General features: G+C 68.6%; 18 protein-coding genes. 5 read left to right on the top strand and 13 right to left on the bottom strand.

The features are described from left to right. Window positions 1-10: 10 nt before the first annotated feature. From P12x_RS00740 to P12x_RS00710, 7 genes are all read right to left on the bottom strand, one after another. Entirely contained in the window at window positions 11-862 is an 852-nt protein-coding gene (locus P12x_RS00740) for a flagellar type III secretion system pore protein FliP (RefSeq protein WP_435008898.1), read from the bottom strand. Further along, complete coding sequence (locus P12x_RS00735) at window positions 859-1,386, bottom strand: FliO/MopB family protein (protein ID WP_435008896.1); 528 nt, start codon at window positions 1,384-1,386, stop codon at window positions 859-861. Before P12x_RS00735 ends, P12x_RS00740 begins: the two co-directional genes overlap by 4 nt. A 100-nt stretch (window positions 1,387-1,486) precedes the next feature. Beyond that, window positions 1,487-1,795: a FliG C-terminal domain-containing protein gene (locus P12x_RS00730; RefSeq protein ID WP_435008895.1), complete on the bottom strand. Its 309-nt coding sequence runs from the start codon at window positions 1,793-1,795 to the stop codon at window positions 1,487-1,489. After that, the gene (locus tag P12x_RS00725) at window positions 1,788-2,372 is read right to left on the bottom strand and encodes a FliG C-terminal domain-containing protein (RefSeq protein ID WP_435008894.1); all 585 of its coding nucleotides are present in this window, start codon (window positions 2,370-2,372) and stop codon (window positions 1,788-1,790) included. Before P12x_RS00725 ends, P12x_RS00730 begins: the two co-directional genes overlap by 8 nt. Next, window positions 2,369-3,847 (bottom strand): hypothetical protein, encoded by a 1,479-nt coding sequence (locus tag P12x_RS00720; RefSeq protein WP_435008893.1) that lies wholly within the window; start codon window positions 3,845-3,847, stop codon window positions 2,369-2,371. Before P12x_RS00720 ends, P12x_RS00725 begins: the two co-directional genes overlap by 4 nt. Before the next feature lie 245 nt (window positions 3,848-4,092). Continuing rightward, the gene (locus tag P12x_RS00715) at window positions 4,093-4,656 is read right to left on the bottom strand and encodes a hypothetical protein (RefSeq protein ID WP_435008892.1); all 564 of its coding nucleotides are present in this window, start codon (window positions 4,654-4,656) and stop codon (window positions 4,093-4,095) included. Between the two features lie 637 nt (window positions 4,657-5,293). Next, window positions 5,294-7,072: an ArnT family glycosyltransferase gene (locus P12x_RS00710; RefSeq protein ID WP_435008891.1), complete on the bottom strand. Its 1,779-nt coding sequence runs from the start codon at window positions 7,070-7,072 to the stop codon at window positions 5,294-5,296. Between the two features lie 441 nt (window positions 7,073-7,513). Here P12x_RS00710 and P12x_RS00705 point away from each other — a divergent pair, with 441 nt between their 5' ends. The 5 genes from P12x_RS00705 (at window position 7,514) to P12x_RS00685 (ending at window position 14,644) form a co-directional block, all read left to right on the top strand. Then, complete coding sequence (locus P12x_RS00705; protein ID WP_435008890.1) at window positions 7,514-8,890, top strand: hypothetical protein; 1,377 nt, start codon at window positions 7,514-7,516, stop codon at window positions 8,888-8,890. A 150-nt stretch (window positions 8,891-9,040) separates the two neighbouring features. Beyond that, window positions 9,041-10,150 (top strand): SGNH/GDSL hydrolase family protein, encoded by a 1,110-nt coding sequence (locus P12x_RS00700; RefSeq protein ID WP_435008889.1) that lies wholly within the window; start codon window positions 9,041-9,043, stop codon window positions 10,148-10,150. Next, window positions 10,147-11,331 carry an SGNH/GDSL hydrolase family protein gene (locus P12x_RS00695; RefSeq protein WP_435008888.1) on the top strand — a complete coding sequence of 395 codons (1,185 nt, stop codon included), beginning with the start codon at window positions 10,147-10,149 and terminating at the stop codon, window positions 11,329-11,331. The genes P12x_RS00700 and P12x_RS00695 overlap by 4 nt, the downstream gene beginning before the upstream one ends. Before the next feature lie 651 nt (window positions 11,332-11,982). After that, window positions 11,983-13,557: an amino acid adenylation domain-containing protein gene (locus P12x_RS00690; RefSeq protein ID WP_435008887.1), complete on the top strand. Its 1,575-nt coding sequence runs from the start codon at window positions 11,983-11,985 to the stop codon at window positions 13,555-13,557. A 118-nt stretch (window positions 13,558-13,675) separates the two neighbouring features. Then, entirely contained in the window at window positions 13,676-14,644 is a 969-nt protein-coding gene (locus tag P12x_RS00685; RefSeq protein ID WP_435008886.1) for a lysophospholipid acyltransferase family protein, read from the top strand. An 81-nt stretch (window positions 14,645-14,725) separates the two neighbouring features. Here P12x_RS00685 and P12x_RS00680 read toward each other — a convergent pair whose 3' ends face one another. From P12x_RS00680 to P12x_RS00655, 6 genes are all read right to left on the bottom strand, one after another. Continuing rightward, window positions 14,726-16,318 (bottom strand): hypothetical protein, encoded by a 1,593-nt coding sequence (locus P12x_RS00680; protein WP_435008885.1) that lies wholly within the window; start codon window positions 16,316-16,318, stop codon window positions 14,726-14,728. A gap of 763 nt (window positions 16,319-17,081) precedes the next feature. Continuing rightward, window positions 17,082-18,077, bottom strand: a complete 996-nt coding sequence (locus tag P12x_RS00675) for a hypothetical protein (RefSeq protein WP_435008884.1) — start codon at window positions 18,075-18,077, stop codon at window positions 17,082-17,084. 116 nt (window positions 18,078-18,193) lie between these two features. Further along, on the bottom strand, window positions 18,194-18,427 hold the full coding sequence (locus P12x_RS00670) for a hypothetical protein (protein WP_435008883.1): 234 nt from the start codon (window positions 18,425-18,427) through the stop codon (window positions 18,194-18,196). Window positions 18,428-18,872: 445 nt separating this feature from the next. After that, window positions 18,873-20,483 (bottom strand): hypothetical protein, encoded by a 1,611-nt coding sequence (locus P12x_RS00665; RefSeq protein ID WP_435008882.1) that lies wholly within the window; start codon window positions 20,481-20,483, stop codon window positions 18,873-18,875. 317 nt (window positions 20,484-20,800) lie between these two features. Continuing rightward, complete coding sequence (locus tag P12x_RS00660; RefSeq protein WP_435008881.1) at window positions 20,801-21,670, bottom strand: NAD(+)/NADH kinase; 870 nt, start codon at window positions 21,668-21,670, stop codon at window positions 20,801-20,803. Between the two features lie 100 nt (window positions 21,671-21,770). Further along, window positions 21,771-23,006 (bottom strand): alpha/beta hydrolase, encoded by a 1,236-nt coding sequence (locus P12x_RS00655; protein WP_435008880.1) that lies wholly within the window; start codon window positions 23,004-23,006, stop codon window positions 21,771-21,773. Window position 23,007: the final 1 nt, after the last annotated feature.

Here is a 23,007-nt window from a genome sequence, read left to right as displayed (position 1 = left end):
CCCGCCTCCCTCAAACTTCGAAGGTCCGCAACAGTGCCGTGGCCACCAGGAGCCAGCCGTCGGCCAGGACGAACAGCACAAGTTTCAAGGGCAAGGCCACCAGCGAGGGCGGGAGCATGAACAGGCCCATCGCCGAGAGGACCGCCGAGACCACCAGGTCGGTCACCAGGAACGGCAGGTAGATCACGAAGCCGATCATCAGGGCCGTGGTCAGCTCGCTGAGCAGGAAGGCCGGGGCGACGACCGTCAGGGGGTAGTCCTCGGCATAGTCGGGCTCGGGCTTGTCGGGCTCGGCCAGGGTGTGGAGGTCGCGAAGGTAATAGCCGTGGTTGGTCCGGAGGATCTGCTGGCACATGAATCTCTTGATCGGACGCGAGCCCTCCTCCCAGGCGCGGGCCGGGGTGATCTCCCCGGCGGCGTAGGGGGCGATGGCCCGATCGTAGACGGTCTGGCCCACCGGCTTCATCACCAGGAGGCTCAGCAGGAGGGCCAGGGCGGCCAGGACCTGGTTGCCGGGGACCTGCGGGCTCCCCAGGGCCTGCCGGAGCAGGATCAGGACGATATTGATCCGGAGGAACGAGGTGAACATCAACAGGGCCGCCGGAGCGAGCGAGACCAAGCCGATCAGCGCGACGCTCTTGAGCCCCTTGAAGTCGTCGGTCGAGGGGACCCATGGCAGGCCCGCAGTGGAGGGGGAACGCGAGTCGAGCGGCCTCTCCTGGGAGTCCTCGGTCGTCGCCGCGATGGGGACGTTGGGCCTCGGATTGTCGTCGATCACGGGGGGCTTCGGCAGATCCGGCCCAGCCAGGGCCGGGGAGGCGAACGCCGAGACCAGCAGCAGAATCCCGAGCCGGCGCATCATTCCTCACCCCCGATCCGTTGGTCGAAGGAGGGGGCCGGCCGGGCCATCGCGACGCCGTCGGTGGCGACGGGCCGGGCGGTCCGCCGGGGGGCGAGCCGGGCGAGTTCGGCGGGGTCGGTGACCTCACCGAGCGTGGTCGGTGCCCCCTGCGGGCCGGTCCCGAGGATCAAGACCCGGTCGCCGACGCGCAGGAGGTGGACGGAATGCCTGGGCGAGAGCGCGGCCCGTCCGACGACCCGGATCGGCCCGGAGTCTCGGCTCGGGAGGAACCGCTTCGAGGCGAGGCTGGCCCCCCCGAAGACGGCCAGGGCCCCGGCGATCCCGGCGGTCCCGAGCCACCAACCCCCCGTCCCGGAGGTCGGGCCGGTCGAGCCGGCCGGTCGCCTCGGGACGATCAGGCGAGACTCGGCCGACGGCGAGGCGAGGGCGTTGGTCGGGGGTTTGTTCTGGGCGAGGACCGGGCTCAGGCTCAGTGCGGCCCAGGCTCCCGCGATTGCGAGCGGCCGGAGGCGGGTGCGCGGCATCGGGTCGATCCTTCGGTGGTGCCGCCCCTCGGGCCGATCGGCCGGGGGGATGGGGCGACGGCGATCCTCGCCATCGCCCGAGGGTGGTCCGGTGGCCGGGTCAGGCGACCATATCGGCCGGGTCGTCGAAGGCGACCTGACTGCCCCGGCTGAGGCGGCAGAGGGCCTCGACCAGGGAGCGCTGGGCGGCGTGGACGGCCGGGAAGGCGACCGGGCCGTGCGAGTCGACCTCGGCCTCCAGGCGCGCCGCGGAGGCGGCCGGGAGCTTGGTGAGGATCATCCGGCGGACCCCCAGGCCGGTGCCGGCCAGGGCGTCGAGCACATCGAGGTCGCTCACCTGTCCGAAGACGGCGCGAAGGTCGGCGCCGTCGAGCAGGGCCAGGTCTTCGAAGTCCACGAGGTCAGACAAGGATGGCCTCCTGACCGTTCGGGTCGGGAAGAGTAATCAGTCCGTGGTCATGGAGGCGTCGGAGCCGGTCGGCGAGGTCGGCCTGGGCGGCCTCGGCCTCATCGAGGCGGTAGGGGCCGATCTGGGCGATCCTTCGTCGGAGGTCGTCGGCCGCTCCGGGATCCAGGGCCCCCAGGACCTTGGACCTGACCGGTTTCGCGGCCCCGACCAGGGCCAATGCCCAGGTGGCCGCGTCTTCGGCATGATAGGCCTCACTGAGGTTGGTATCGTCCAACTTCACGAGGTCTTCGAAGACAAACCGGAGCCTCCGGAGGCCCAGGCCGTAAAATTCCTCAAGAACGGCACGTTGTTCCTCAGGTGCGATCCGTTCGAGCCGGGCAATCTCCAGTGTGACCGCCTCGACGGCCGAGCGGTCGAGCTGGGCCAGGAGCTGCGAGGCCTGCGGCTGCTCCAGGCTGACGACCAGGATCGCCGCCTTCCGGAGCGGGTCGAGGTCGTCGGGGGACACTTCGACGGACCCGGTCATCGACGGGTGAGGCGCGGAGGCGGGTGCCTCCGGCGATTCGCTCCGGTTCATTCGAGTGCCCCCCCCTGCCCGATCCATCGCTGGAGGACGCCGGCGGCGGCCTCGGGGTTGAGCCGGATCAATTCGCGGACCCTTTCGGAAGGGCCGGGAACCGGCCCGGCCGGGCCGTCGGCCAGATAGCCCGGCCTCAAGGCGGATCGCGAGATCCGGGCGACCGGTCGGCGGGCGGCCAGGCGGATCAGGGCCGCCACGACGACCAGGCCGGTCGAGACTCCGACGACCACCGAGAGGGCCAGCCAGGGCCAGGGGCGGACGGGCTCGGGGGCTGGCGGCAGCAGGAAGGTCCGGGCGTTGGCCAGGTCGTCCTGGACCGGGTCGATGGTCACCTCGCCGAGGATCTCCCTCGGGATCGTGATCTGGACCGCGTCCCGGACGGTCTTCTCGGTCGTCGCCTGCATGGGCTTGAGGTCGTCCTGAGTCGGGCGACGGCCGGGGGACTGCGCCAGGAAGGCCATGTAATAGAAGGTCCGGGGGATCCGGACCCAGACATTGGCCCGGGTCTTCGGGATCGGCGGGGCCGGGGCCGGAGGGGCGGGCTCGGGGTCGACCTGGACCCGGCCGTTGGGCCGGACGGTCTCGGCGACGGCCACCGGCGGCGGCTCGGGCTTCGGGGCCGGGACCGAGACGGTCTCCAGGAGGACCGAGACGCCCACGCCCGGGATATGCTGGAGCCCCTCGGCGATCGCGTCCCGCCACTGCTCTTCCTGGGCATGGGCCTCGTTCTGGTCCTTCAAGGCCGGGTTGCCCGCGGCCAGGTATTTGTAGCCGGTCTGGTCGGTGACGGTGATCGCCTCGGGCTTGAGGTCGGGGATCCGTCCCTGGAGGAACGTCTCGATCCCGTTGACCACGCGAGAGGAAAGCCGCCGACCCCCCTCGGTCTGGAGGTGGATGAAGCTGCTGACGGTGGTCGAAGCCCCCAGGCCGCCCCGGGTCTTGACCCGGTGGATCTGCACGTGGGCCGAGAGGATCAGGGGATCGAGCTGTTCGATCAGCGTCTTGAGGATCTGCTCCTGGCGGAGGTTGTCGCGACGGGCCCGGGTCTCCGGGTCGTCCCAGAAGCTGGTCGTGACCTCGGCCTCCCGGCTCAACTCTTCGAGGGTCGGGGAGAGCACCTTGCGTTTGGCGAGCTTGGCCATCGCCTCGACCTTGCGATCGGGGCTGACCCCGACCCGACCCCCCGAGGGGTCGGCCAGGTAGACGATCCCCTCGGCTTCGAGCGCCTCGGAGATGGCCGAAACGTCGTCCGCCGACAGCCTTCGACCTTCATAGACCCAGGCCCAGGAGCGGGACGAGGTCGAGTCGACCGAGGCGAGATAGCCCACCGCCCCGAGGGCACCGAGCCCGGCCACGAGCAAGGCAACTCGCGTGGGCAATCCCTGGGTGGCGAGCCACCGCCGGGCGCGACCCATCGGGGTCCGGAGCCGGGCGAGGGCCTTGGCCATGGGCGTGGAGGGCTCCGTCCGCATCGCTGTTCGTCCTCCATGACGATCGGCCGGGGCCGGGCGAACTCGGGGATTCGTCGGGGCGGCCATGGCGCTCCCGTCCCTGGGAATGCCGGACCCGCCGTCTCTCGTCGAAGGCCGAGTTATCCACAATCACCGCGAATTGTCAATCGCGAGCGTCCACCTTCGAAATGGAAAAGGCCCACGCATCTTGCGATGCGCGGGCCTGGTCGCAGATCGGGTCTCGATCCGGGATCCTACAGCTTGGTTCAGTTACCGGCCGGGGCCAGGAACAGCAGGCTGCTCTGGGTGCCGGCGGCGGGGGGAACCGGGGCGGCGGGCGGGGCCGGGATCGGGGCCGAGGGGGCCGGGGGAACCGCGTCGCCGACGGGCTCAGCAGCCTTCATCTCGGTCGTCGGATAGAGCGAGGCCGTCTGGGCCGCAGCCTGGGGGGCGGCGTAAGCCTGGGGGGCGGCGTACGTGCCCTGGGGGCTGGCGTACTGGGCGGACGGGGTGACGGTCCCGCAGGTGTCGCAGGAGTCGGACTTGTGGCCCCAAACCCGCTTCTTCTTCAGGACCCACTCGTAGGTGTAAACCTTGGGCTTGGGCTTGAGGCACTCCGGCATGCTGAACTTGAAGCTGTGCTTCTTCTTGGTCGTGCAGGTATCGCACGTCTCGTACGACTGGCCCGAGGCCTGGGGGCTGGCGACCACGCCCTGGGGCGAGGCCAGGCCGCAGGTGTCGCAACCGGCGGTCTTGTGGCCAGCGAAGCTGACGCCCGAGAAACCGAGGGCGATGGCGAGGCTCATGCTCAACGTCAAGGACTTCGACATGGGAGAAGGATCTCCTAAGCTAACAATCGATCAAAGGGTGACGAGTCCGGCGGCTCGTTCCTCACCCTGTAGTTTCCGACCGGGCTTCGTCCGTCGGCGGGCCGTCCCGAGCGGCCCGAGGCCTTGCGGCCCAAGCCCGTTGGACGGGCCACTTATCGGTGCTCCCTAGTCCTCGCCTTGGCGTCACCTTGGCGAGCCAGGAATAGTTATCGTCCCGATTCCCCTCACCCTTGAACGCCCTTCGCGTTTTATACCAAGGAGTTACGTCGAGCCACTTTGCCGATCGTCGCGGTCGCGTAGCCCTGGGTATTTGCATAAAATGGTTCGACACCACGACCGTCACAACCCCGAGAGTCGCAACGATCCGGTCGACCCAACACTCAGAGATTTCCCGACCCGAGAGGTCGAAGTCGGTCCAAAGTTCCCCTGGACCCTCCCGGATCGACGATCCAGGCCGGAGGAACCCCGCGGAGGCCCGGGAACGCGACCGCGAGAAAGCGGTCCGTCCAGGCGGTCGGGGAGACCGTCTCCTGTCTAACTAATAGGAAGGCATCGCGACCGTTCACTCCGAGCGGCCGACTCGGAGGCTCGATCCTCGCCGGCTCCTCGACTTGCGGTCGAAACGGCCCGTTCACTTTCAGCGGCGGGTCGAGGGTGCCGAGGCGACCGGCCCGGGAGTCCTGGCTCGGAGCAGGACCATCTCGTTCCTCTTCAACCCAGCTTCTCGGAAGACCGGCTCGACCAGCGGGGCGAGGTCTCGGGCCATCCGGTCGTAGATCCTGGCCCGGATCAGGATGTAGGGCGTGGCGGGATCGGCGTGCCTCGCCCAGTCGGCCAGATGCTCGCGGGCGACCTCGAGCCGACGGGCGGGGGTGTCCACCCGTCGCGCTAGGGCGGCTTCGTGGAGGTCGAAGCCCCGATTGTACCGGGCCCGGTCCCGGGACACGGGGGCGAGGTCGTGCCCCTCCCAGTAGAACCAGAGCCCCTCGTCGAGTTCGTCGAAGAACCAGACCGTCGGGGTCCCGGCCGGGACGACCTTGGACAGGGCTTCCGCCAGGGTCCGATGCCCCCGGGAGGGGTTCTCGATCGGGGCGATGGCCCCATAGCCGATCATCGAGATCAGCGCGAAGCCAGACGCCAGCGAGGCCATCGACCCCGCGTCCCACCCCCGACGCCAGGCCCAGGCCCCGACCACCACCGAGGCCCCGACGCCCAGGGCCCCGAACATCCCCCAGCCCAGGGCCGCCGGGGCCACCTGCCCGATCGCGACCGGGGCCACCATCGCGCCGACGAACAGGGCCGTCCAGCATCCCTGGATCAGGAACCGGGCCGATCGCGATCCTCGGGCCGAGGAACGGGCCAGCCGGGCGAGCCGGACCCACTCCGGGCCGACCATCAGGGCCACGCCGGGCAGGCACGGGACGTAATAGTTCGGCTTGGCGACCGACCAGAGGCCGAGGGCCGCCAGGTTCCCCACCGACCACCACCAGGCGAAGCCCGACCGGGGCCGCCCCTCGCGGGCCGATCGCCGGATCGGCCAGGCGGCCGCCAGCAACGCCAGGGGAGTCCAGGGCATCGTCATCCAGAACCAGTCGAGAGCCAGGGTTCCCCGAGCATTGCCGTGCTCGATCGCCGAGACCCCCGTCTTCTGGCCGATCTCCAGCCACCAGACCCGCGCCGCGACCGGATCACGCAGGAGGACCGGGATCGGCCAGGCCAGGGCCAGGACGGCGAAAAGCACCAGGCCTCGGGCGTCGAGGAGGAGCCCGAGCCCCGATCGGAGTCGCCGGGCCGTCGCCAGGTAGCCCACGACGGGCAGGCCCGCCATCAGCAGGACGACCGGCCCCTTGGTCAGGAACCCGAGCCCGAGCGCCAGGTGGAAGACGATCGACCAGGGCCGGGGGCCGGGCAAGTCGCCGGGGGCACTCAGGCCGTCGCCGTGGAGTCGCTCCCAGGCGGCCAGCAGGGCCAGGGTCGTGAAGAGGGTCAGGAGCCCGTCATTGCCCGCCTGCCGCATCTCGACCACGAAGTAGAGCATCGACGCCAGGGCGAAGCCCGAGGCCAGGCCGACCGGGCGACCGCCCAGCCTCCGGCCGAGGTGGTAGACCAGGAAGACCGTCGCCAGCGCCGCCAGGACATTGGGAAGTCGGACGATCGCCTCGTCCCGACGACCGCTGATCGTGATCAACGAGGCGGCGATCCATCGAGGAAGCGGCGGCTTCTCCAGCCGAGGGCGACCCTGGATCTCCGCGACGAGCCAGTGACCCCGGTCGACGGTGTCCAGCGCCTCGGCCGAGGCCCGCTGCTCGCGCTTGCCCCAGAGTTCGGTCGAGCCCAGGAAGCCCAGGAAGACCGCCCCCGCCACGACCGCCAGCAAGCCTTCCGCGCCCCATCGCCTGACGGCCTCGATCGGCATCGTCCCCTCCTTGCGACCACGCGGGATCGGCCCATTCCTATTTGATGCCGCACCATAGCCGAGATGCCCGGGGCCGACAACCCGGGCTGCCGATCGACCATTTCAACGACGCCTCGAATGCTCGTCCGCCCCTCATCCGCCGGCGAGCGGCGAGGCATTCGGAGTTCGACCTTTACCCATGGGCTCGGGTTGACTCCGAGCCTCGACCTGGGGTATACCCCGTCCGTCGTCGAGGGGATTGGGTCCGGAGGCCGAGCAGACGCATCGGCCCGATGGTCCGCCCGCCCCGCCGCAAGGCAAGACGCCCATATTGCATGAAGACCAAGGATGGTGCGGCCGCGGCGGGGGAACCCCCGGTTCAAGGATGAGCCGGTCCCCCGCGATTCGCCCTCCCCCATCCGGACTTCCCACCAGGGCCGAGTCGAGACAGGGGGCATCGACGTGGAACCCGAGACCCGACCACAGGTCGCCGAGCGAACCGCCGCGCAAAGCGTGCCCCACCGCCGGTACTTCCCGGTGTCCGAGCCCGGACGACCCGGCCTCTATCCCGGCGAGCCCGAGAACTGCCGACGCGACCTCCGCGCCTTCCTGCCGATCTGGGGCCACCTCGCCCTGATCCTGGCCGTGATGAAGGTCTACCGGGTCGAAGGTCGGGCCCTCTTCCTCCTGACCTCGATCGCCCTGGCCGCCCTGCCGGTCCACTACCTGCTAACCCACAAGTGGAAGAAGCCGTTCTTCCTGGCGATGTCGGTCGTCGGCCTGTTCGTCGTCTTCGGCATCGGCCCGGCATCGGCAATCACGGCCCTGGCCCTGGCCCTGATCGGGGTCTGTCGACTGCCGATCGCCTGGTCGAGCCGGGTGGCGATCATCGCCCTGTCCGGCCTCGGCCTTGGCCTGACACGAGCCTGGGCGGGCAGCTCGGGCCTTGAAATCACCGGGATCGTCTGGCCGGTCCTCGGCTCGATGCTGATGTTCCGGATGATCCTCTACCTGTACGAGATCAAGCACGCCGATCGGCCCGAACCGCTGGTCGACTCGGTGGGCTACTTCTTCCTCCTGCCCAACTGGTGCTTCCTCCACTTCCCGGTTGTCGACTACCGGACCCTGGCCCGGAGCCACTTCGCGGGCGAGATCCACGAGACCCAGCGCGTCGGCCTCCGGATGATCTTCCGGGGGGTGGTCCACCTCCTGGCCTATCGCCTGGTCTATCACGAGTTGTTGATTTCTGCCGATGACGTGGTGAGCCCGGCCACGCTGGCGGCCTACGTGGGCTGCAATTACCTGCTCTATCTCCAGGTCTCGGGCCAGTTCCACGTCGCCTGCGGGATGCTCCACCTGTTCGGCTACAAGCTGCCCGAGACGCACCACAACTATCTGCTGGCGACGAGCTTCACCGACTACTGGCGACGTATCAACATCTACTGGAAAGATTTCATGATCCGGGTCGTATTCAACCCGGTGGCCTTCCGGCTCAAGCGTCGGCCGCGCTGGGTGACGCTCTCAGTGGCGACCTCGGCGGTCTTCGTGACGACCTGGGCCTTGCACGCCTACCAGAAGTTCTGGCTCCGAGCCTCGTGGGGCTTCAGCCTGACCGACGCCCTGTTCTGGGGCATCCTGGGCGCCCTGGTCCTGGTCAACGTCCAGCTCGACGCTCGGGCGAAACCCCGGAAACCGGCCCCGCCCTCGGTCGCGGGATTTGCGGCCCGGTCGCTGAAGACGGCCGCCACCTTCCTCACGATTGCCCTGCTCTGGTCGCTCTGGTGCAGCCCGAGCGTCAGCGAGTGGACCGGCATGTTCGGTCGGGCGTTCGGAGTTTGATATCAGTGGCTAGTGGCTAGTGGCTAGTGGTCAGTTCGGCAAGACACCCGGATCTTTCCCTCTCCCCCCGGGAGAGGGCGGCCGAAGGCCGGGTGAAGGCCAGGACACCCACGACTCCAACCATCGACCGCGAGCCACGAGGAGGTCCGGATGCCCAACTCGTCGAGATCCGCACCGCCGATCGCCCTGGCCCTGCTGCTGGCCTGGGGCCTGGCCCCTCCGGGCATGGCCCCGGGTTGGACGGCCCGGGTCCGCGAGGCACTCCGATCCGACTTCCGGAACGACCTCGACACCCAGACCATGGAGCGAGGCTATTACGAAGAACTGGTCGACACCGGCCGACGGTTCGACCGGCTCGCGGTCCCCGAGGCACCCCCGACCGACTTCGGCCCGTTGATGCTCCCGGTCGACGACGTCCGCGAATATGTCATCAAGCCCAACATTTCGAGCACCCACCGGGGGGCCGTCTGGACGACCAACGATCGCGGGATGCGCGACCGTAATTATCCGATCAACAAGCCCGCGAACACGTTTCGGATCGCCATGACGGGCGACTCGATCGGGGCCGGCTGGGGCGTCGATGACGAGCATGGATTCGAGCCGATCTGGGAGCGGACGCTCGACGAGCGATCGCGGGCCTCGGGCGGGCCTGCGGTCGAGATCCTCAATCACGCGGTCCACGGCCATGCCCCCGGCCAGCGCTGGGAGCACTTCCGGCGCGAGGGCTGGGCCGCGAGCCCCGACCTCGTCCTCTTCGAAGGCACCCCCGCCGACCTCGGCTGGGACGACCGCGAACTCCGGACACTCCTCCCAGGCGGCATCGGCTGGGACGCCCCCTCCTATCAAGAAGCGCTCCAGCGATCCGGCCTCCTCCACGGCGGCGACGAACCGTACTACCGGCAGGCCCTCCGACCCCATCGCGAGGCCCTCCTGGCCGGCGTCTATCGGCGAGTCGCCCGGGATTGCCAGGCCCGAGGAGTCCCGAGCGTCTGGCTCCTCCTGCCCCGGGTCGGCAAGCCGGTCTCCGCCTCGGATCGGTCGAGCCTGGTCGGCATGGCACGATCGGCCGGCTTCTCCGCGGTGGTCGACCTCTCCGACGCCTTCGATGGGCTCGCCCCCGAGTCCCTGGCCATCGCCCCGGACGACTACCACCCCAACGCCGAGGGCCATGCCCTGCTGGCCGGTCGGATCGATGAACAGTTGCAAGACTTCGTGAAGATTCCTCAGGCAGATTCCAACCCCGAGGGCGACCCGCGATGATCGATCGAAAGTTGACGCGGCCCTCGCTCGCGAGGGTTTTCCTGACGGCAAGCCTGCTCCTGGCCGGGCTGGTCCCCCTGCCCGCCGGCTGGGCCCGGACCGCCCGCGAGACCGCCCGATCGCTCGACCGGAACCGGGGCGATCGGGCCGCAGGAGCGGGGGGCTATTACGAGGGACTGATCGCCGGCGAGGCCCGCGACGGCCGGAGTGCCCCCGACCCCCTTGGCCTCTGCCTGGTCGGCGACCCGATCCGCGAGAATCGCGACCTGGTCAAGCACATCATCCGCGAGCAGGGACGCGACTTCCTCCAGTTCGACCTCAAGCCCGGCCACGACGAGGTCTTCTTCGGAGGGCGGTTCACCACCAACTCGCATGGGATGAGCGACCGCGAGTACCCCCTGGCCAAGCCCGAAGGGACCTACCGGATCGCCCTGCTCGGCTCGTCGATCGACATGGGATGGGGGGTCTCGACGCCCAACACGTATGAAAACCTGCTCGAAGACTGGCTCAACGCCGAGGCCGCCCGTCGGGGGCTCTCGAAGCGGTTCGAGATCCTGAATTTCTCCGTCGTCGCCTACAGCCCCGAGCAACGATACGACGTCTTCTGCCGGAAGGCCCTGCCCTTCGCCCCCGACCTGGTCCTCTTCTCCTCGACGATGCTCGACCCCCGGCTGGTCGAGATCCACCTCGGCGGACTCATCAAGAATCGGGTGGATCTGAAGTACGACTTCTTCCGGGAGGCCGTCGCCGAGGCCGGGATCGACCCCGCCCGCGAGCGATCGCAGGGCTGGACGACCTACGACCGTCGGAACGGATTCAAGGCCCGGGTCAAGGATCATTACTGGACCTTCGCCGACGCGGTCCTCGGGACCCTGGCAGCCGACTGCCGGTCGCTGGGCATCCCCCTGGCCTGCCTCCAGATCCCCCGGGCCTCGCGAGACGAAGCCAACGACGCGCGGGCCCTGGCCGTCGCTCGCCAGGTCGGGATCGCCGCCCGCCACGCCGTGCCGATGGTCGACCTCTCCGACGCCTTCGACCCGATCGACTCGGCCCAGGTGGAGGTTGCCCCCGGCGACGACCACCCCAACACTCTCGGGCACCGCATCCTCTTCGATGGGCTCCGCCAGGGGCTCCTGGACAACCCCGCCCTCGCCGGGCTGCTCCTCGAACCTAACTCCTGACACAGCAAGCTCGTAGAGCAAAACCAACCCTATGCTACGGGAAACGTTCCCGAACGAACCCAAGACCCTAGCGAGACGATCGAGCAAGACGAACCCAAGGCCGGATGCTCGCCCGGGAAAAACGAACCCAATCGCCGATCGGCCCCTGCCCATTGGTGTCTCTCCGCACCTGCCGAGGGCACCCCCGGGCCGACGTCCGGGCTGGCACTTCGCTTCCGGATCACATTCCGGTCGATGAGGCCGCTTCGAGCTTATTTTCTTCCCGCGATCGCCTGCTTTTCCGGGCTCGACCCTCGCCTGGGCACCAACCTGGCCTTGCTCCCCGTCGCGAATCCGCGCATGATGCCGGATGTAGGGGAAGGTTCGACGTCCGATTCTCGGCGAACTCGGGCCTGATTTGGAGCGGGTTGAATCGATTCAGCAACCCGGGATGGATCTTCGGATCCGGATGTGACGCCGAGGGCGTGGAGCACGGCCTGCTGCTCTCACCCTCAACAGTCCAGTCGGCCGTCCATTGACGGTCGGTTATCCTCAAATTCGAGGAGTTCAGGGGTGGCCTTCATGAGGCGCTCGTTCGCCTCATCACCCGACTCCCTCGACCGTTCACGCAGGTTTCGCATTTCCTCCGGCACCCGACCAGAAGTCACGATCATGGGCATGGACGCTCACCACCTCAGCCAGTTGCTCGACCGCGCGGCCGATTCTCGACCGGGTCACCCGGCCGTCGAGGACGAACGCGGCCAGACATTCACCTATCAAGAACTCCGGTTTGCCGCCGACCGCCTGGCGACCCGCCTGAACAAGTGGGGCGTGGGCCGGGGCGATCGCGTGGGCCTGTTCCTGCCCAAGGGGCGGGAGGCCGTCGCGGCGATCCACGGGGTCCTCCGCTCGGGCGCGGCCTATGTGCCGGTCGACCCGGGATCTCCGGCCGTCCGGGGGGCGGGCATCCTGGCCGACGCCGGGGTCAAGGCGGTCGTGGTCGACGCGACTCACGCGGCCGCGCTCCGCGACGCCTGGCCGATCGGCGGGCCGATCCCCCGGTTCATCGTCGAAGGGGGCGAAGGCCCCTGCCCCACCGATGCCTCGTGGGACTCGGTGATGACCGACGACGCCCCCGCGCCGCTCCCTTCGGCTTTCGAGGTGGATGACCTCGCCTACATCCTGTACACCTCGGGCTCGACCGGCCGACCCAAGGGGGTGATGCTCTCGCACGCCAACGCCTTCGCGTTCATCGACTGGTGCGACCAGTCTTTCGATTTGAGGGGGGAAGACCGCTTCGCCTCGCACGCGCCGTTTCATTTCGACCTGTCGATCTTCGACCTGTACGCCTCGTGCGGCGTCGGGGCGACCCTGGTCCTGATCGGCGAGTCGACCGGCAAGGATCCTGCGAAGCTGGGCCGGTTCCTGGGAGATCGGGCGATCTCCGTCTGGTACTCGGCCCCCTCGATCCTGGCCCTGATGGCCGAGTACGGCGGGCTCGCAAGCCCTGGAGTCCCCGCCCCCCGGCTGGTCCTGTTCGCCGGCGAGGTCTTCCCGATCGCCCCGTTGAAGAAGCTCCGACGGGCCTGGCCGGGCTCGCAAATGTGGAACCTCTACGGGCCGACCGAGACCAACGTCTGCACCGCGTTCCCGATCCCCCCGACCATCGACGACGACCGCGAGGCCCCCTTCCCGATCGGACCGACCTGCGCCCCGGCCCTGGGCAAGGTGATCGACGAACATGGCCGGGAACTCCCCTCGGGAGCGGTCGGAGAACTGGTCGTGAACGGTCCCGGCGTGATGCTGGGCTACTTCGGGAGGCCCGACCTGACCGCCCGCGCCTTCTTCCTCGACGACCGGGGGGCCTGGTATCGGACCGGGGACCTCGTCTCCGACGACGGGACCGGCACCTACCGATTCCACGGGCGACGCGACCGGATGGTCAAGAAGCGCGGCTACCGGATCGAGTTGGGGGAGATCGAGGCCGCGATCTACCGCCACGACGGGGTCGACCGCGCCGCCGTGATCGCCCGGGCCACCGACGACGGGGTCTCGCTGGTCGCCTTCATCGCGATGAAGCCCGGCCGGAAGGGCTCGATCATCGCACTCAAGCGGCACTGCACGACTTTGCTCCCGCCGTACATGGTGCCCGACGAGGTCCAGTTCCTCTCCGACTTCCCCACGACCTCGACGGACAAGGTGGATTACCAGGGCCTGAAGCGGATGGTCTCGACGGTTGCTGGCTGATCCTGCCATCGTCGCCCGGAAGTCCTCCCCTCTCCCCCCGGGCGAGGGTGGCCGAAGCCCGGGTGAGGGCGAGTCGCTCCACAATCGTAAAACGCCCTCGGGCCGGAGCCAACGACGCATGAAACTCCGCCGAGTCCTGACCTGGAAATCCTGGTACTACAACGTCGCCCTGCCGATCCTCCGAATGCTCGGCCCAGGAGCCTGCGACTCGTCCCTCGGGGCAATCGGGCGGCTGGTCGGAGCAGGTCCCGCTCGCCATCGCGAGATCGCCTCGGCGGTCTCTCGAGCCCGGTCGAATCTGGGCGCGGGTTGGGACGAAAGGAGGACCGCAAGGCTCATCGCGGCGAATCTCGCTCGCTACTCGGCTCGCGACTACCCGCTGGATGGTTTGACGGACCAAGCGGCCCTATCCCGTTTCGATCTGAGAGGTTCCGATCATCTCGAACGGGCCCTCGCGTCCGGTCGGGGCGTGATCGTGGTCGGGGGCCACCTGGGGGCCCATCTCCCGGGGCTCCACTGGCTCTATCGCCGAGGGATCCCGCTCCGGTCGCTGATCCAGCGCCCCTGGCACATCTCCCGCGAGTTGAGTCGGCAGCTCGATCGGGATGGGCCGAACCCGCAATCGGGGTTCTTCCTCCGGAGATCGATGACACCCGCCGAGTCGGTCGATCGCCTGGTCCGGGCCCGCTCGGCTCTCCTCGACGGGATGGCGGTTTACCTGAACGGCGACGTCCTCTGGCCGGGACCCAACTCCCGACGAGGGCGATTCCTGGGCGTCGAGCGGTCGTTCCTCGGGGTCTGGGCCGACCTCGCCTCGCTGACCGGAGCCCCGGTGGTCTTCCTCTTCGCCGCCCATCGGCCCGGCGGCCGGTACGAGCTGACCTTCGACGAGCCCCGGACCGTCGAGCCGGGTTCCGAGGGCGCGGCGGTGACGAGCTACCTCCGCCGGCTCGAGGCCGAGATCGCGGCGAATCCCGCCGGAGCCGTCCCTTATCTGCTCTGGCCCTGCTTCGGCCCGCCAGCCCCGTCGATCGCCGGCGCTCCCTCGAGGATCGGTCGAAGGGTGGCGATCGCGCTGGGACGTTGAGGACGGCCCGGCTGGTCGACGCGAAAGGCCCCGGCCGTTTCCGACCGAGGCCTTTCGTACGATCTCATCAGACCTGGAGGATCAGAGAGCGGAGAGGTCGAGGGCCAGGACCTTGACCCCCTTCTTCAGCCCGAACTGCTCCACCGACTTCGCCGTCGCCGGCAGCGAGAGGCTCCGACGAGGCGCCAGGCTGATCCCCAGCAACGCCTTCGCCGGCTCCTCCGACTTCGCACCCGCGCCCACCACCGCCAGGCCGTTCAGCAGCAGCGGAGAGTGGTTCTCCACACGGATCGTGTAGGCGTCCGCATCCTTCGGCCCCTTCGCGATCAGCCCGCCCGAGACCGTCTTCACCACCTTCACCGCCACAAGACGCTTCAGCAAGCCCTCCGCCAACGCGTCGCCGAACGTCGCACCCTCCAGCTTCCCAGACGCGTCCCGCTTCAGCTCCACCGGGAACTTGCCCGCCGCCGTCCAAGACGTGCCCAACGCGTCGCTCACCGCCACCAACGCCGTCGCGCGAGGGCCATCGGGCCCCTCCACCAGCTGCACCTTGCACGCCACCGAAGGCCCCGAAGGGCGGCCCGCCACCACCGGGTCGATCGCCAGCCCCAGCATCGTCCGGCCCTTCAACGCCGAGGAGAGCTCCGCGGCCAGGTCCCGGGTCGAATCCTCGCGCGAGATCACCTCCACCTGCAAACGCCCCGCATCGGACGACGACTTCGACTCCAGGCCCGCGACCAACTGCTTGGCCAACGCCAGCTCGTGGGCGTTGGCCCAGCCGCTCGAACGCCGCGCCACCTCGTCCCAGGGCATCCCCTCGGCCCCCCAGATCGCCAGCTGCGCCACCGGCTCCGAGGCCTTGTCGAGGGCCAAACGCCGCATGACCTCCTGGACCCGGGGCGTGGCCGGGGTCTGCGACACGTCGGCCAGCTCCAGCTTCTCGCCCGCGGCCGGCAGGGCCAGCCCCTCGGCGGTCGGGGCCTCCAGGCTCACGATCCGCGTGGACAGGTCGCGGGTCTGGCCCGGGGCCAGCACGGCGTTGGGGAGGTCGGTCGGCGGGATCGAGCGGAAACCGCCGCCCATGCCGCCCATGCCGCCGCCCATGCCTCCCATGCCGCCGCCCATGCCGCCGCCCATGCCGCCCATGCCGCCCATCATCATGCCGGACATGAGCGAACTCGGGTCCCAGCTCTCGGTGGGCTCGACCAGCCGCATGATCAACCGACCGAGCGTCATCAGGCCCATCGTCGCCGGCATGGTCAGCATTCCGCCGCCGCCCCTGCCGCCCATCCCGCCACCCATGCCACCGCCCATGCCGCCGCCCATGCCGCCGCCCATGCCACCCATACCGCCGCCCATACCACCCATGCCGCCGCCCATACCGCCCATGCCGCCGCCCATGCCGCCCATGCCGCCCATCTGGCCGCTGACGCCCGAGGCCACCAGGCCCGGCGGCAGGACCACCTTGAGACGACGATCCGTCTGATTCGTCACCCGGATCGTGATCCGGGATCCGCCGGCACCCTCGGCCTGCACGGCCACCTGGCCGGCTCGGGCCGCCTCCAGAAGGCTGACCCCCGGATCCTCGGCCGGAACGGCCGCCTTCGGCGCCGAATCATCGGCCAGGGACATACCCAGGGGGGCGCCCAGGAGCAGGGCTGCGGAAAACGGCAACAGTCTTGATCTCGCGTTCATGATAGCATCCTTTGCTGCTTTTGAGGGACCACGATCCGAAGGGCCTGTAATGCCACGCTTGAAGGCGTTTTTTCGCCAACACCGTTTCGATCTCAGGTGCGATACCCCCGGATCCGGGGAAGAATCGCGCGTGAGACGACGGCCAGAGCGGCTCGACCTTGAGAGGGGGGGGAAGATTTGAGGGTCGCCGACGATCAGGAGCCTGGTCCTGGACCGGCAGGCGGATCCCACCTGCGCGGGATGACCTAGCAGCGAAGTCGCGTCATCATGATCGACGAGAACAGACGCTCCGGTATTCGCACGGAGGGGATTCTCAGGGCGAATCCCGAGCGGAATCGGTCCGGCTGTGCGGATCCGATCGTTTGTCGCTCGTCGTCGTCTTCATCCTCGTCTTCGAGGTTGGCCGGCAGGTGGGAAGCGGGCGGGAGTGGGACGTTCGGCTCGGTCGATTCCCGGATCGAAAGACAGGACGTGGCGGGAGAGCATGAGAGGGGCAGAGAGAGGGAAGGTCCAGAATGGCGACTAGCACAGTCAACGAAGGATCCAGTCGCGTGAATCAAGCACGTGATCACACCAACCAAAATAATTACAAACCATTTATTGAGAACGAGTAGACTCCTCGTTATCCCGAATTATCGTTTCGAATAACTCAGTGTTGCACCCGGATGGCTATCCGTCAAGGGCTTCGAATCTCACTAGTGTTCGGGGAGTATCCCGGGGTGTAACCAGCAATTCTTGGGTTTCACGCCGCCCACTTCCAGAATAGGTCCCATTGGTCGGTGTGGCGGCAGCAGATCAGGGCGGCCATGGCTCGGGCGTTCTTGTGCCGCCAGCGGGCCCCGCGAGCTTTCAGCCTCAGACCCAGGGTCTTCGCCGCACCCTCCACCACCCCGCTCCCGATCGCATCGCCGGCCGCCAGACGGCCCGCGTAATCCAACCGCGTCAGGTGAGCCAGGAAGTAGTTCAGCAGTCGCTCCAGAGCCCCCCGCCTCTGCGGCGTGTCCTCGCGTTCCAGTTCCTCGCCGATCAGGCGACAGACCCCGCCCCAGCCCTCCTTCAGGAGCAACTCGCGGCCGTGCTCGTGGAACGTGGTCGCCTCGGCTGTCCCTTCGCCAAAGAGCCGCTTGCCGGCGAGGGCGATGTGCTGGCTGGCGTGGTAGATATCCAGGGTCTGGCGGCACCCGGTCAGGGCCCGGCCGGCCGCCTTCCAGATCCATGACGCCCCGTCCCCCAGCACGTGCAGGCGGGCCATCGCCGGCAGACCCAGCCGCTTCAGCCGGGCGTGCCAGGACCGGCGGAATCGCCGGGACGCCGAGATGTCGGCCCACATCACTCGGGCCGTGGCATCGGGCAAGACGCGCGACTCCCACTGCTGGGGGGTCGCCGGTTTGGCCGTCGGTCGCTTCTGGGCCACGGCGATCTTCAGGTCGCGCCAGCCCTTCTCACGGGTATTGACCTTGCCGGCGTCGACGGCGAACTCCCAGCCACCTTCGGCCTCTCCGAAGCCCTCGGCCGAGGCGGTCTCGGTGCCCTGCCAACGCGCGATCCGGCCGGCCTGACGTTCGCAATAGACCCGCAGGGTCTCGGCCGCTGGCGAGACGCCGAGCAGCTCGAGCAGGTTCTCGCGGGTCCGCTCGAAGGACAGGTCGGCGGCACTACGGCAGGCCTTGCGTTGCAATCGAGGGCTGAGGCCGCCGTCGAGCCCGAGGACGGTATCGGCGTGATAGCCTCCCGGCACGCAAGGGCATCGCGAGCCCCACCAGTGCCGCCTCAAGGTGATCGCCCCCAGGCAGGTGAAGACCTCGCGCGTGGCGGTCCCGCGATTCTCGCGAACCTGTCCACACGAGCAGATTCTCAGGAGAGCCCTTTTTTCTCAGCGTGCTCGAGCCGAGCCCGGACGGCGCGTTGGAGGAGCCGACGCTGGTGCTCGCGACCCTGTTCGATGACGGCCTCCTCGCAGACGTCGAGAACCGAACCATCGGGGGTAGTGGCGGCAAGATCCTTCATCTCGCCGACGAAGCTGGCGTAGCCACGAATCAGATCCTCGTCCTCGGCCTCGATTTCCAGGGTGATCACCTTCCGTGTCATGGCGGAACTCCGGGTGTCGGGTTCAAGAAGTCCACCCAATTTGCCAGGACGGACGATTCACCACCAGAGAACTTGGTTACACCCAGTATCCCGTGATGCTGAGGGGCGTCGCGGGGATCGGTCGCCGGTGGCCCCCGGAGCAAGCTTCGGGTCCGAAGGCGGAAGCTTGCTCCCGTCAACACTCCCCCCAGAAACCCTGGGTAAACGGTACTCGGCGTTTCGGAGGTGTCTCCGGAGTTACAGGACTGTTTCCCGAAGCCGGCAGCGACCGGCTTGCGGGGCCAGTAACTTCGGGTCGGACCTCCTCGCAATCCTGGTGAGCCCAAGCCCCGCCACTTCGCGAGGCCTGGGCACGCCGAGAGCTTCGTGACATCGGGTCAAGCTAGACGGCCGGACGCGAGCGCATCCGGCCGGGTCTGATTCGACTTTCAACGAGCCCGACTCATCAGAGAGCGGAGAGGTCGAGGGCCAGGACCTTGACCCCCTTCTTCAGCCCGAACTGCTCCACCGACTTCGCCGTCGCCGGCAGCGAGAGGCTCCGACGAGGCGCCAGGCTGATCCCCAGCAACGCCTTCGCCGGCTCCTCCGACTTCGCACCCGCGCCCACCACCGCCAGGCCGTTCAGCAGCAGCGGAGAGTGGTTCTCCACACGGATCGTGTAGGCGTCCGCATCCTTCGGCCCCTTCGCGATCAGCCCGCCCGAGACCGTCTTCACCACCTTCACCGCCACAAGACGCTTCAGCAAGCCCTCCGCCAACGCGTCGCCGAACGTCGCACCCTCCAGCTTCCCAGACGCGTCCCGCTTCAGCTCCACCGGGAACTTGCCCGCCGCCGTCCAAGACGTGCCCAACGCGTCGCTCACCGCCACCAACGCCGTCGCGCGAGGGCCATCGGGCCCCTCCACCAGCTGCACCTTGCACGCCACCGAAGGCCCCGAAGGGCGGCCCGCCACCACCGGGTCGATCGCCAGCCCCAGCATCGTCCGGCCCTTCAACGCCGAGGAGAGCTCCGCGGCCAGGTCCCGGGTCGAATCCTCGCGCGAGATCACCTCCACCTGCAAACGCCCCGCATCGGCCGACGACTTCGACTCCAGCCCCGCGACCAACTGCTTGGCCAACGCCAGCTCGTGGGCGTTGGCCCAGCCGCTCGAACGCCGCGCCACCTCGTCCCAGGGCATCCCCTCGGCCCCCCAGATCGCCAGCTGCGCCACCGGCTCCGAGGCCTTGTCGAGGGCCAAACGCCGCATGACCTCCTGGACCCGGGGCGTGGCCGGGGTCTGCGACACGTCGGCCAGCTCCAGCTTCTCGCCCGCGGCCGGCAGGGCCAGCCCCTCGGCGGTCGGGGCCTCCAGGCTCACGATCCGCGTGGACAGGTCGCGGGTCTGGCCCGGGGCCAGCACGGCGTTGGGGAGGTCGGTCGGCGGGATCGAGCGGAACCCGCCGCCCATGCCCCCCATGCCGCCGCCCATGCCCCCCATGCCGCCGCCCATGCCGCCGCCCATGCCGCCCATGCCGCCCATCATCATGCCGGACATGAGCGAGCTCGGGTCCCAGCTCTCGGTGGGCTCGACCAGCCGCATGATCAACCGACCGAGCGTCATCAGGCCCATCGTCGCCGGCATGGTAAGCATGCCACCGCCACCCATGCCGCCGCCCATGCCACCCATGCCGCCGCCCATGCCACCCATGCCGCCGCCCATACCGCCCATGCCGCCGCCCATGCCACCCATACCGCCGCCCATGCCGCCCATGCCGCCGCCCATGCCGCCCATGCCGCCCATCTGGCCGCTGACGCCCGAGGCCACCAGGCCCGGCGGCAGGACCACCTTGAGACGACGATCCGTCTGATTCGTCACCCGGATCGTGATCCGGGATCCGCCGGCACCCTCGGCCTGCACGGCCACCTGGCCGGCTCGGGCCGCCTCCAGAAGGCTGACCCCCGGATCCTCGGCCGGAACGGCTGCCTTCGGGGCCGAATCATCGGCCAGGGACAGACCCAGGGGGGCACCCAGGAGGATCGAAAGCGAGCAGAACATCGATTTTGAGACCGAACGCATGCCGACATCCTTTCAAGATCGGGGGGCTAAGCGTAAGAAGGTTTCGTCCTGTAACTTGGGGTCAAGAAGGTCGGGTGGGCTTGGGAGCGAATCGCCCCGATTCAGACCGGCAAGCCGAGCACGAATTCGTCAATGACGACGATTTCCCATATCGACGTCCACCGGGGTGTGATTATTCACGCGAGATAAAACTCGATTGCGATCCCGGGCGGACCCCATATTTCGAGGGCGCATTCTTCGACAGGATCGAGAGTCTCGACGCTAACGGAAAGACCCGCCGAAACCGGAGGATCGGCGCGAGGTCGGGGCGTGGAGGGTCAGAGCCCGGCGCCCCTCATCCCGGGAGGTGATGCGCCCCAACCGAGCTTGTCGCGGAGGGTCCGGTAGAAGCTATGACCGGGCAGGCGGATCATGGGGAAGGGTGTCTGGCCCCTTCGGACGATGATCCGGTCGCCGGCCTCGACGGGAACCTGCACCTGGCCGTCGACGACCAGGACGGTGGCCACACCCTGGGCCAGCGGGATCAGTTCGTAAACCTTGTGGTGGCTATCCACCAACGGTCGCTGGGTCAGGGTGTGGGCGCAAAGCGGCGTGACCACGAAGTTATGCGCGTCCGGCGGCAGGATCGGGCCTCCGGCCGAGAGGCTGTGGGCGGTCGAGCCCACCGGGGTGGCCAGGATCAGGCCATCACCCCGGTAGGTCATCACTTCCTCGCCGTCGATCGACAGCCCGATCTCCAGGAGATGGAATGTCGGTGCGGCGCGGAGGACCACGTCGTTGAGACCGCGGAAGGTCCGGATCGGGCCGCTTCGCGGGGCCAGGGTGCACGAGAGTGTCATCAGATTATCGACGGTGTAGCGTCGACCGGCCAGGTCATCGAGCCGGTTCAGGAACTCGCCGGGGGTGAGCTCGGTCAGGAACCCGAGGCGGCCGAGGTTGATCCCCAGGACCGGGGTCGGTGCGTCGCCCATCCGCCGGGCGGTGTGCAGGACGGTGCCGTCGCCGCCCAGGACCAGAGCCACGTCGGCCTGGAGCGTCGACAGGTCGGTGTCGGCGGCCAGGTCGGGCCCCGATGGAGTTACACCCGGATGGTCCTCCAACGCGCGGGCCAGGCGGTCCGCCTCGGACCGGACCTCGGGCTTGGTGCCGTTGCCCAGGATGACCACGTTCAGCGACGGCAAAGGCACGGGTGTCGGTCTCTCGGAGGGTCGAAGCGAGCGATGGGGCGGGTTCCTCGACCGGCCGGGCTCGCCCCGACCGACTTCCATCCGAACCTCCCACGGGGCACTATTTCTTCGGGGCAGTCACGACGATCTCGGCGGCGAAGGTCAGGCCGGGATCGCCGGGCCCTTCGAGGGTCCTTGCCAGCGTGGCGATCGTCCGGCTCGGCAATCCTTCGAACACCGTGTCTCCCATGACCTTGATCGTAACCGGCCTGTCAAGATCGAGCATCCGATCGTCGAGCCGGACGATCAGGCGATCGACGCCATCGAGCTTCGTGATCCGGACCTCCTGCCCCTCGCGATCGGCCACGACCGACGCCCCCGCTTGGGCCTGCCCGTCCTCGACGGCCAGCCAGTAGAAGCGGCCTCGGGTCACGTTGTCCTGATACCAGACGACCTTATTCGGGATCGGGTCGCGGCGGAACTTCGCCATCCAGGGGACGGCCGAGGCGTCCTCGCGGTTCATCCAGTGCCCCCGGCCGGGGTGGATCTCGGTCAGGTGGAGATAGCCCGAGGGGTCGTCTTCGCGGAGCCGGTCGAGCTTATCACCCCACTCGCGAGTGACCTTGTTCCGGTTGTAGGCCGCATCATCGGCACCGACGTGGATGGCGAACGGGAGGTTGCGGAGCCCCAGGGGGGACGCCTCGTTGGGATGCCCCGCCATCATCGAGGCCGCCGCCAGCCGGTCGGCCATCCGGGGGGCCAGCTGGTAGACGCCATCGCCGCCGGCCGAATAGCCCATCAGGTAGACCTTGTCGAAATCGACGCCTTCGAAGACGCTCAGGTCCTCGATCAGTCGCTCGAAGAATTTATCGACGTGCGACTGATGCCAGAGGTCCCAGGTATCCGTGGGGGCGCGGGGGGCGAGGTAGATTCCCTCGGCGGGCTCGTACAGCCCTTTCTGATTCTCATATTGCCGGTCATTGACCCTGGGCGGGGCATTGCCGCCCCCGTGCATCGACAGGTAGAGGCTCCGGCCCCCCTCGGGCTTCTCGCCGAACACCTTGAACGAGAACGGCATGGCCAGGCCGTCGATCTCGATCCGACGGTCCTGGAACTCCCCGGCTCGCGTTTCTCTCACATGGGCGACCCGTCGATCGATGAGGACCTTGCGGGCTCGGGCGGCGTCGTCCTTCGTCAGGGGGGTCGCAGCCAAAGCGGGATCGAGCGGGCCGTCGGCCGATTCAAGGGCTTCCACGGCGGCTTTCGATCGCGCCGGATCGGGGACGTCGGCCGCGAGGGGCCGGTCGACGGGCAGGAGCAAGGCCAGGACCGGCAAGAGATAGCGGCGCGAGATCATC

Origin of the sequence: Tundrisphaera lichenicola, assembly GCF_051175385.1 — a bacterium.
GTDB classification, from domain to species: domain Bacteria; phylum Planctomycetota; class Planctomycetia; order Isosphaerales; family Isosphaeraceae; genus Tundrisphaera; species Tundrisphaera lichenicola.
The sequence above is the reverse complement of the archived record's forward strand: the minus strand, read 5'-3'. Positions and strand labels throughout refer to the sequence as shown.

Bases quoted from the DNA above. Each gene is read 5' to 3' on its own strand.
- P12x_RS00665 (WP_435008882.1), bottom strand. From the start codon at position 20,483: ATGCGTTCGGTCTCAAAATCGATGTTCTGCTCGCTTTCGATCCTCCTG.
- P12x_RS00685 (WP_435008886.1), top strand. From the start codon at position 13,676: ATGAAACTCCGCCGAGTCCTGACCTGGAAATCCTGGTACTACAACGTC.
- P12x_RS00655 (WP_435008880.1), bottom strand. From the start codon at position 23,006: ATGATCTCGCGCCGCTATCTCTTGCCGGTCCTGGCCTTGCTCCTGCCC.
- P12x_RS00710 (WP_435008891.1), bottom strand. From the start codon at position 7,072: ATGCCGATCGAGGCCGTCAGGCGATGGGGCGCGGAAGGCTTGCTGGCG.
- P12x_RS00725 (WP_435008894.1), bottom strand. From the start codon at position 2,372: ATGAACCGGAGCGAATCGCCGGAGGCACCCGCCTCCGCGCCTCACCCG.
- P12x_RS00740 (WP_435008898.1), bottom strand. From the start codon at position 862: ATGATGCGCCGGCTCGGGATTCTGCTGCTGGTCTCGGCGTTCGCCTCC.
- P12x_RS00700 (WP_435008889.1), top strand. From the start codon at position 9,041: ATGCCCAACTCGTCGAGATCCGCACCGCCGATCGCCCTGGCCCTGCTG.
- P12x_RS00695 (WP_435008888.1), top strand. From the start codon at position 10,147: ATGATCGATCGAAAGTTGACGCGGCCCTCGCTCGCGAGGGTTTTCCTG.
- P12x_RS00670 (WP_435008883.1), bottom strand. From the start codon at position 18,427: ATGACACGGAAGGTGATCACCCTGGAAATCGAGGCCGAGGACGAGGAT.
- P12x_RS00735 (WP_435008896.1), bottom strand. From the start codon at position 1,386: ATGCCGCGCACCCGCCTCCGGCCGCTCGCAATCGCGGGAGCCTGGGCC.
- P12x_RS00720 (WP_435008893.1), bottom strand. From the start codon at position 3,847: ATGCGGACGGAGCCCTCCACGCCCATGGCCAAGGCCCTCGCCCGGCTC.
- P12x_RS00715 (WP_435008892.1), bottom strand. From the start codon at position 4,656: ATGTCGAAGTCCTTGACGTTGAGCATGAGCCTCGCCATCGCCCTCGGT.
- P12x_RS00690 (WP_435008887.1), top strand. From the start codon at position 11,983: ATGGGCATGGACGCTCACCACCTCAGCCAGTTGCTCGACCGCGCGGCC.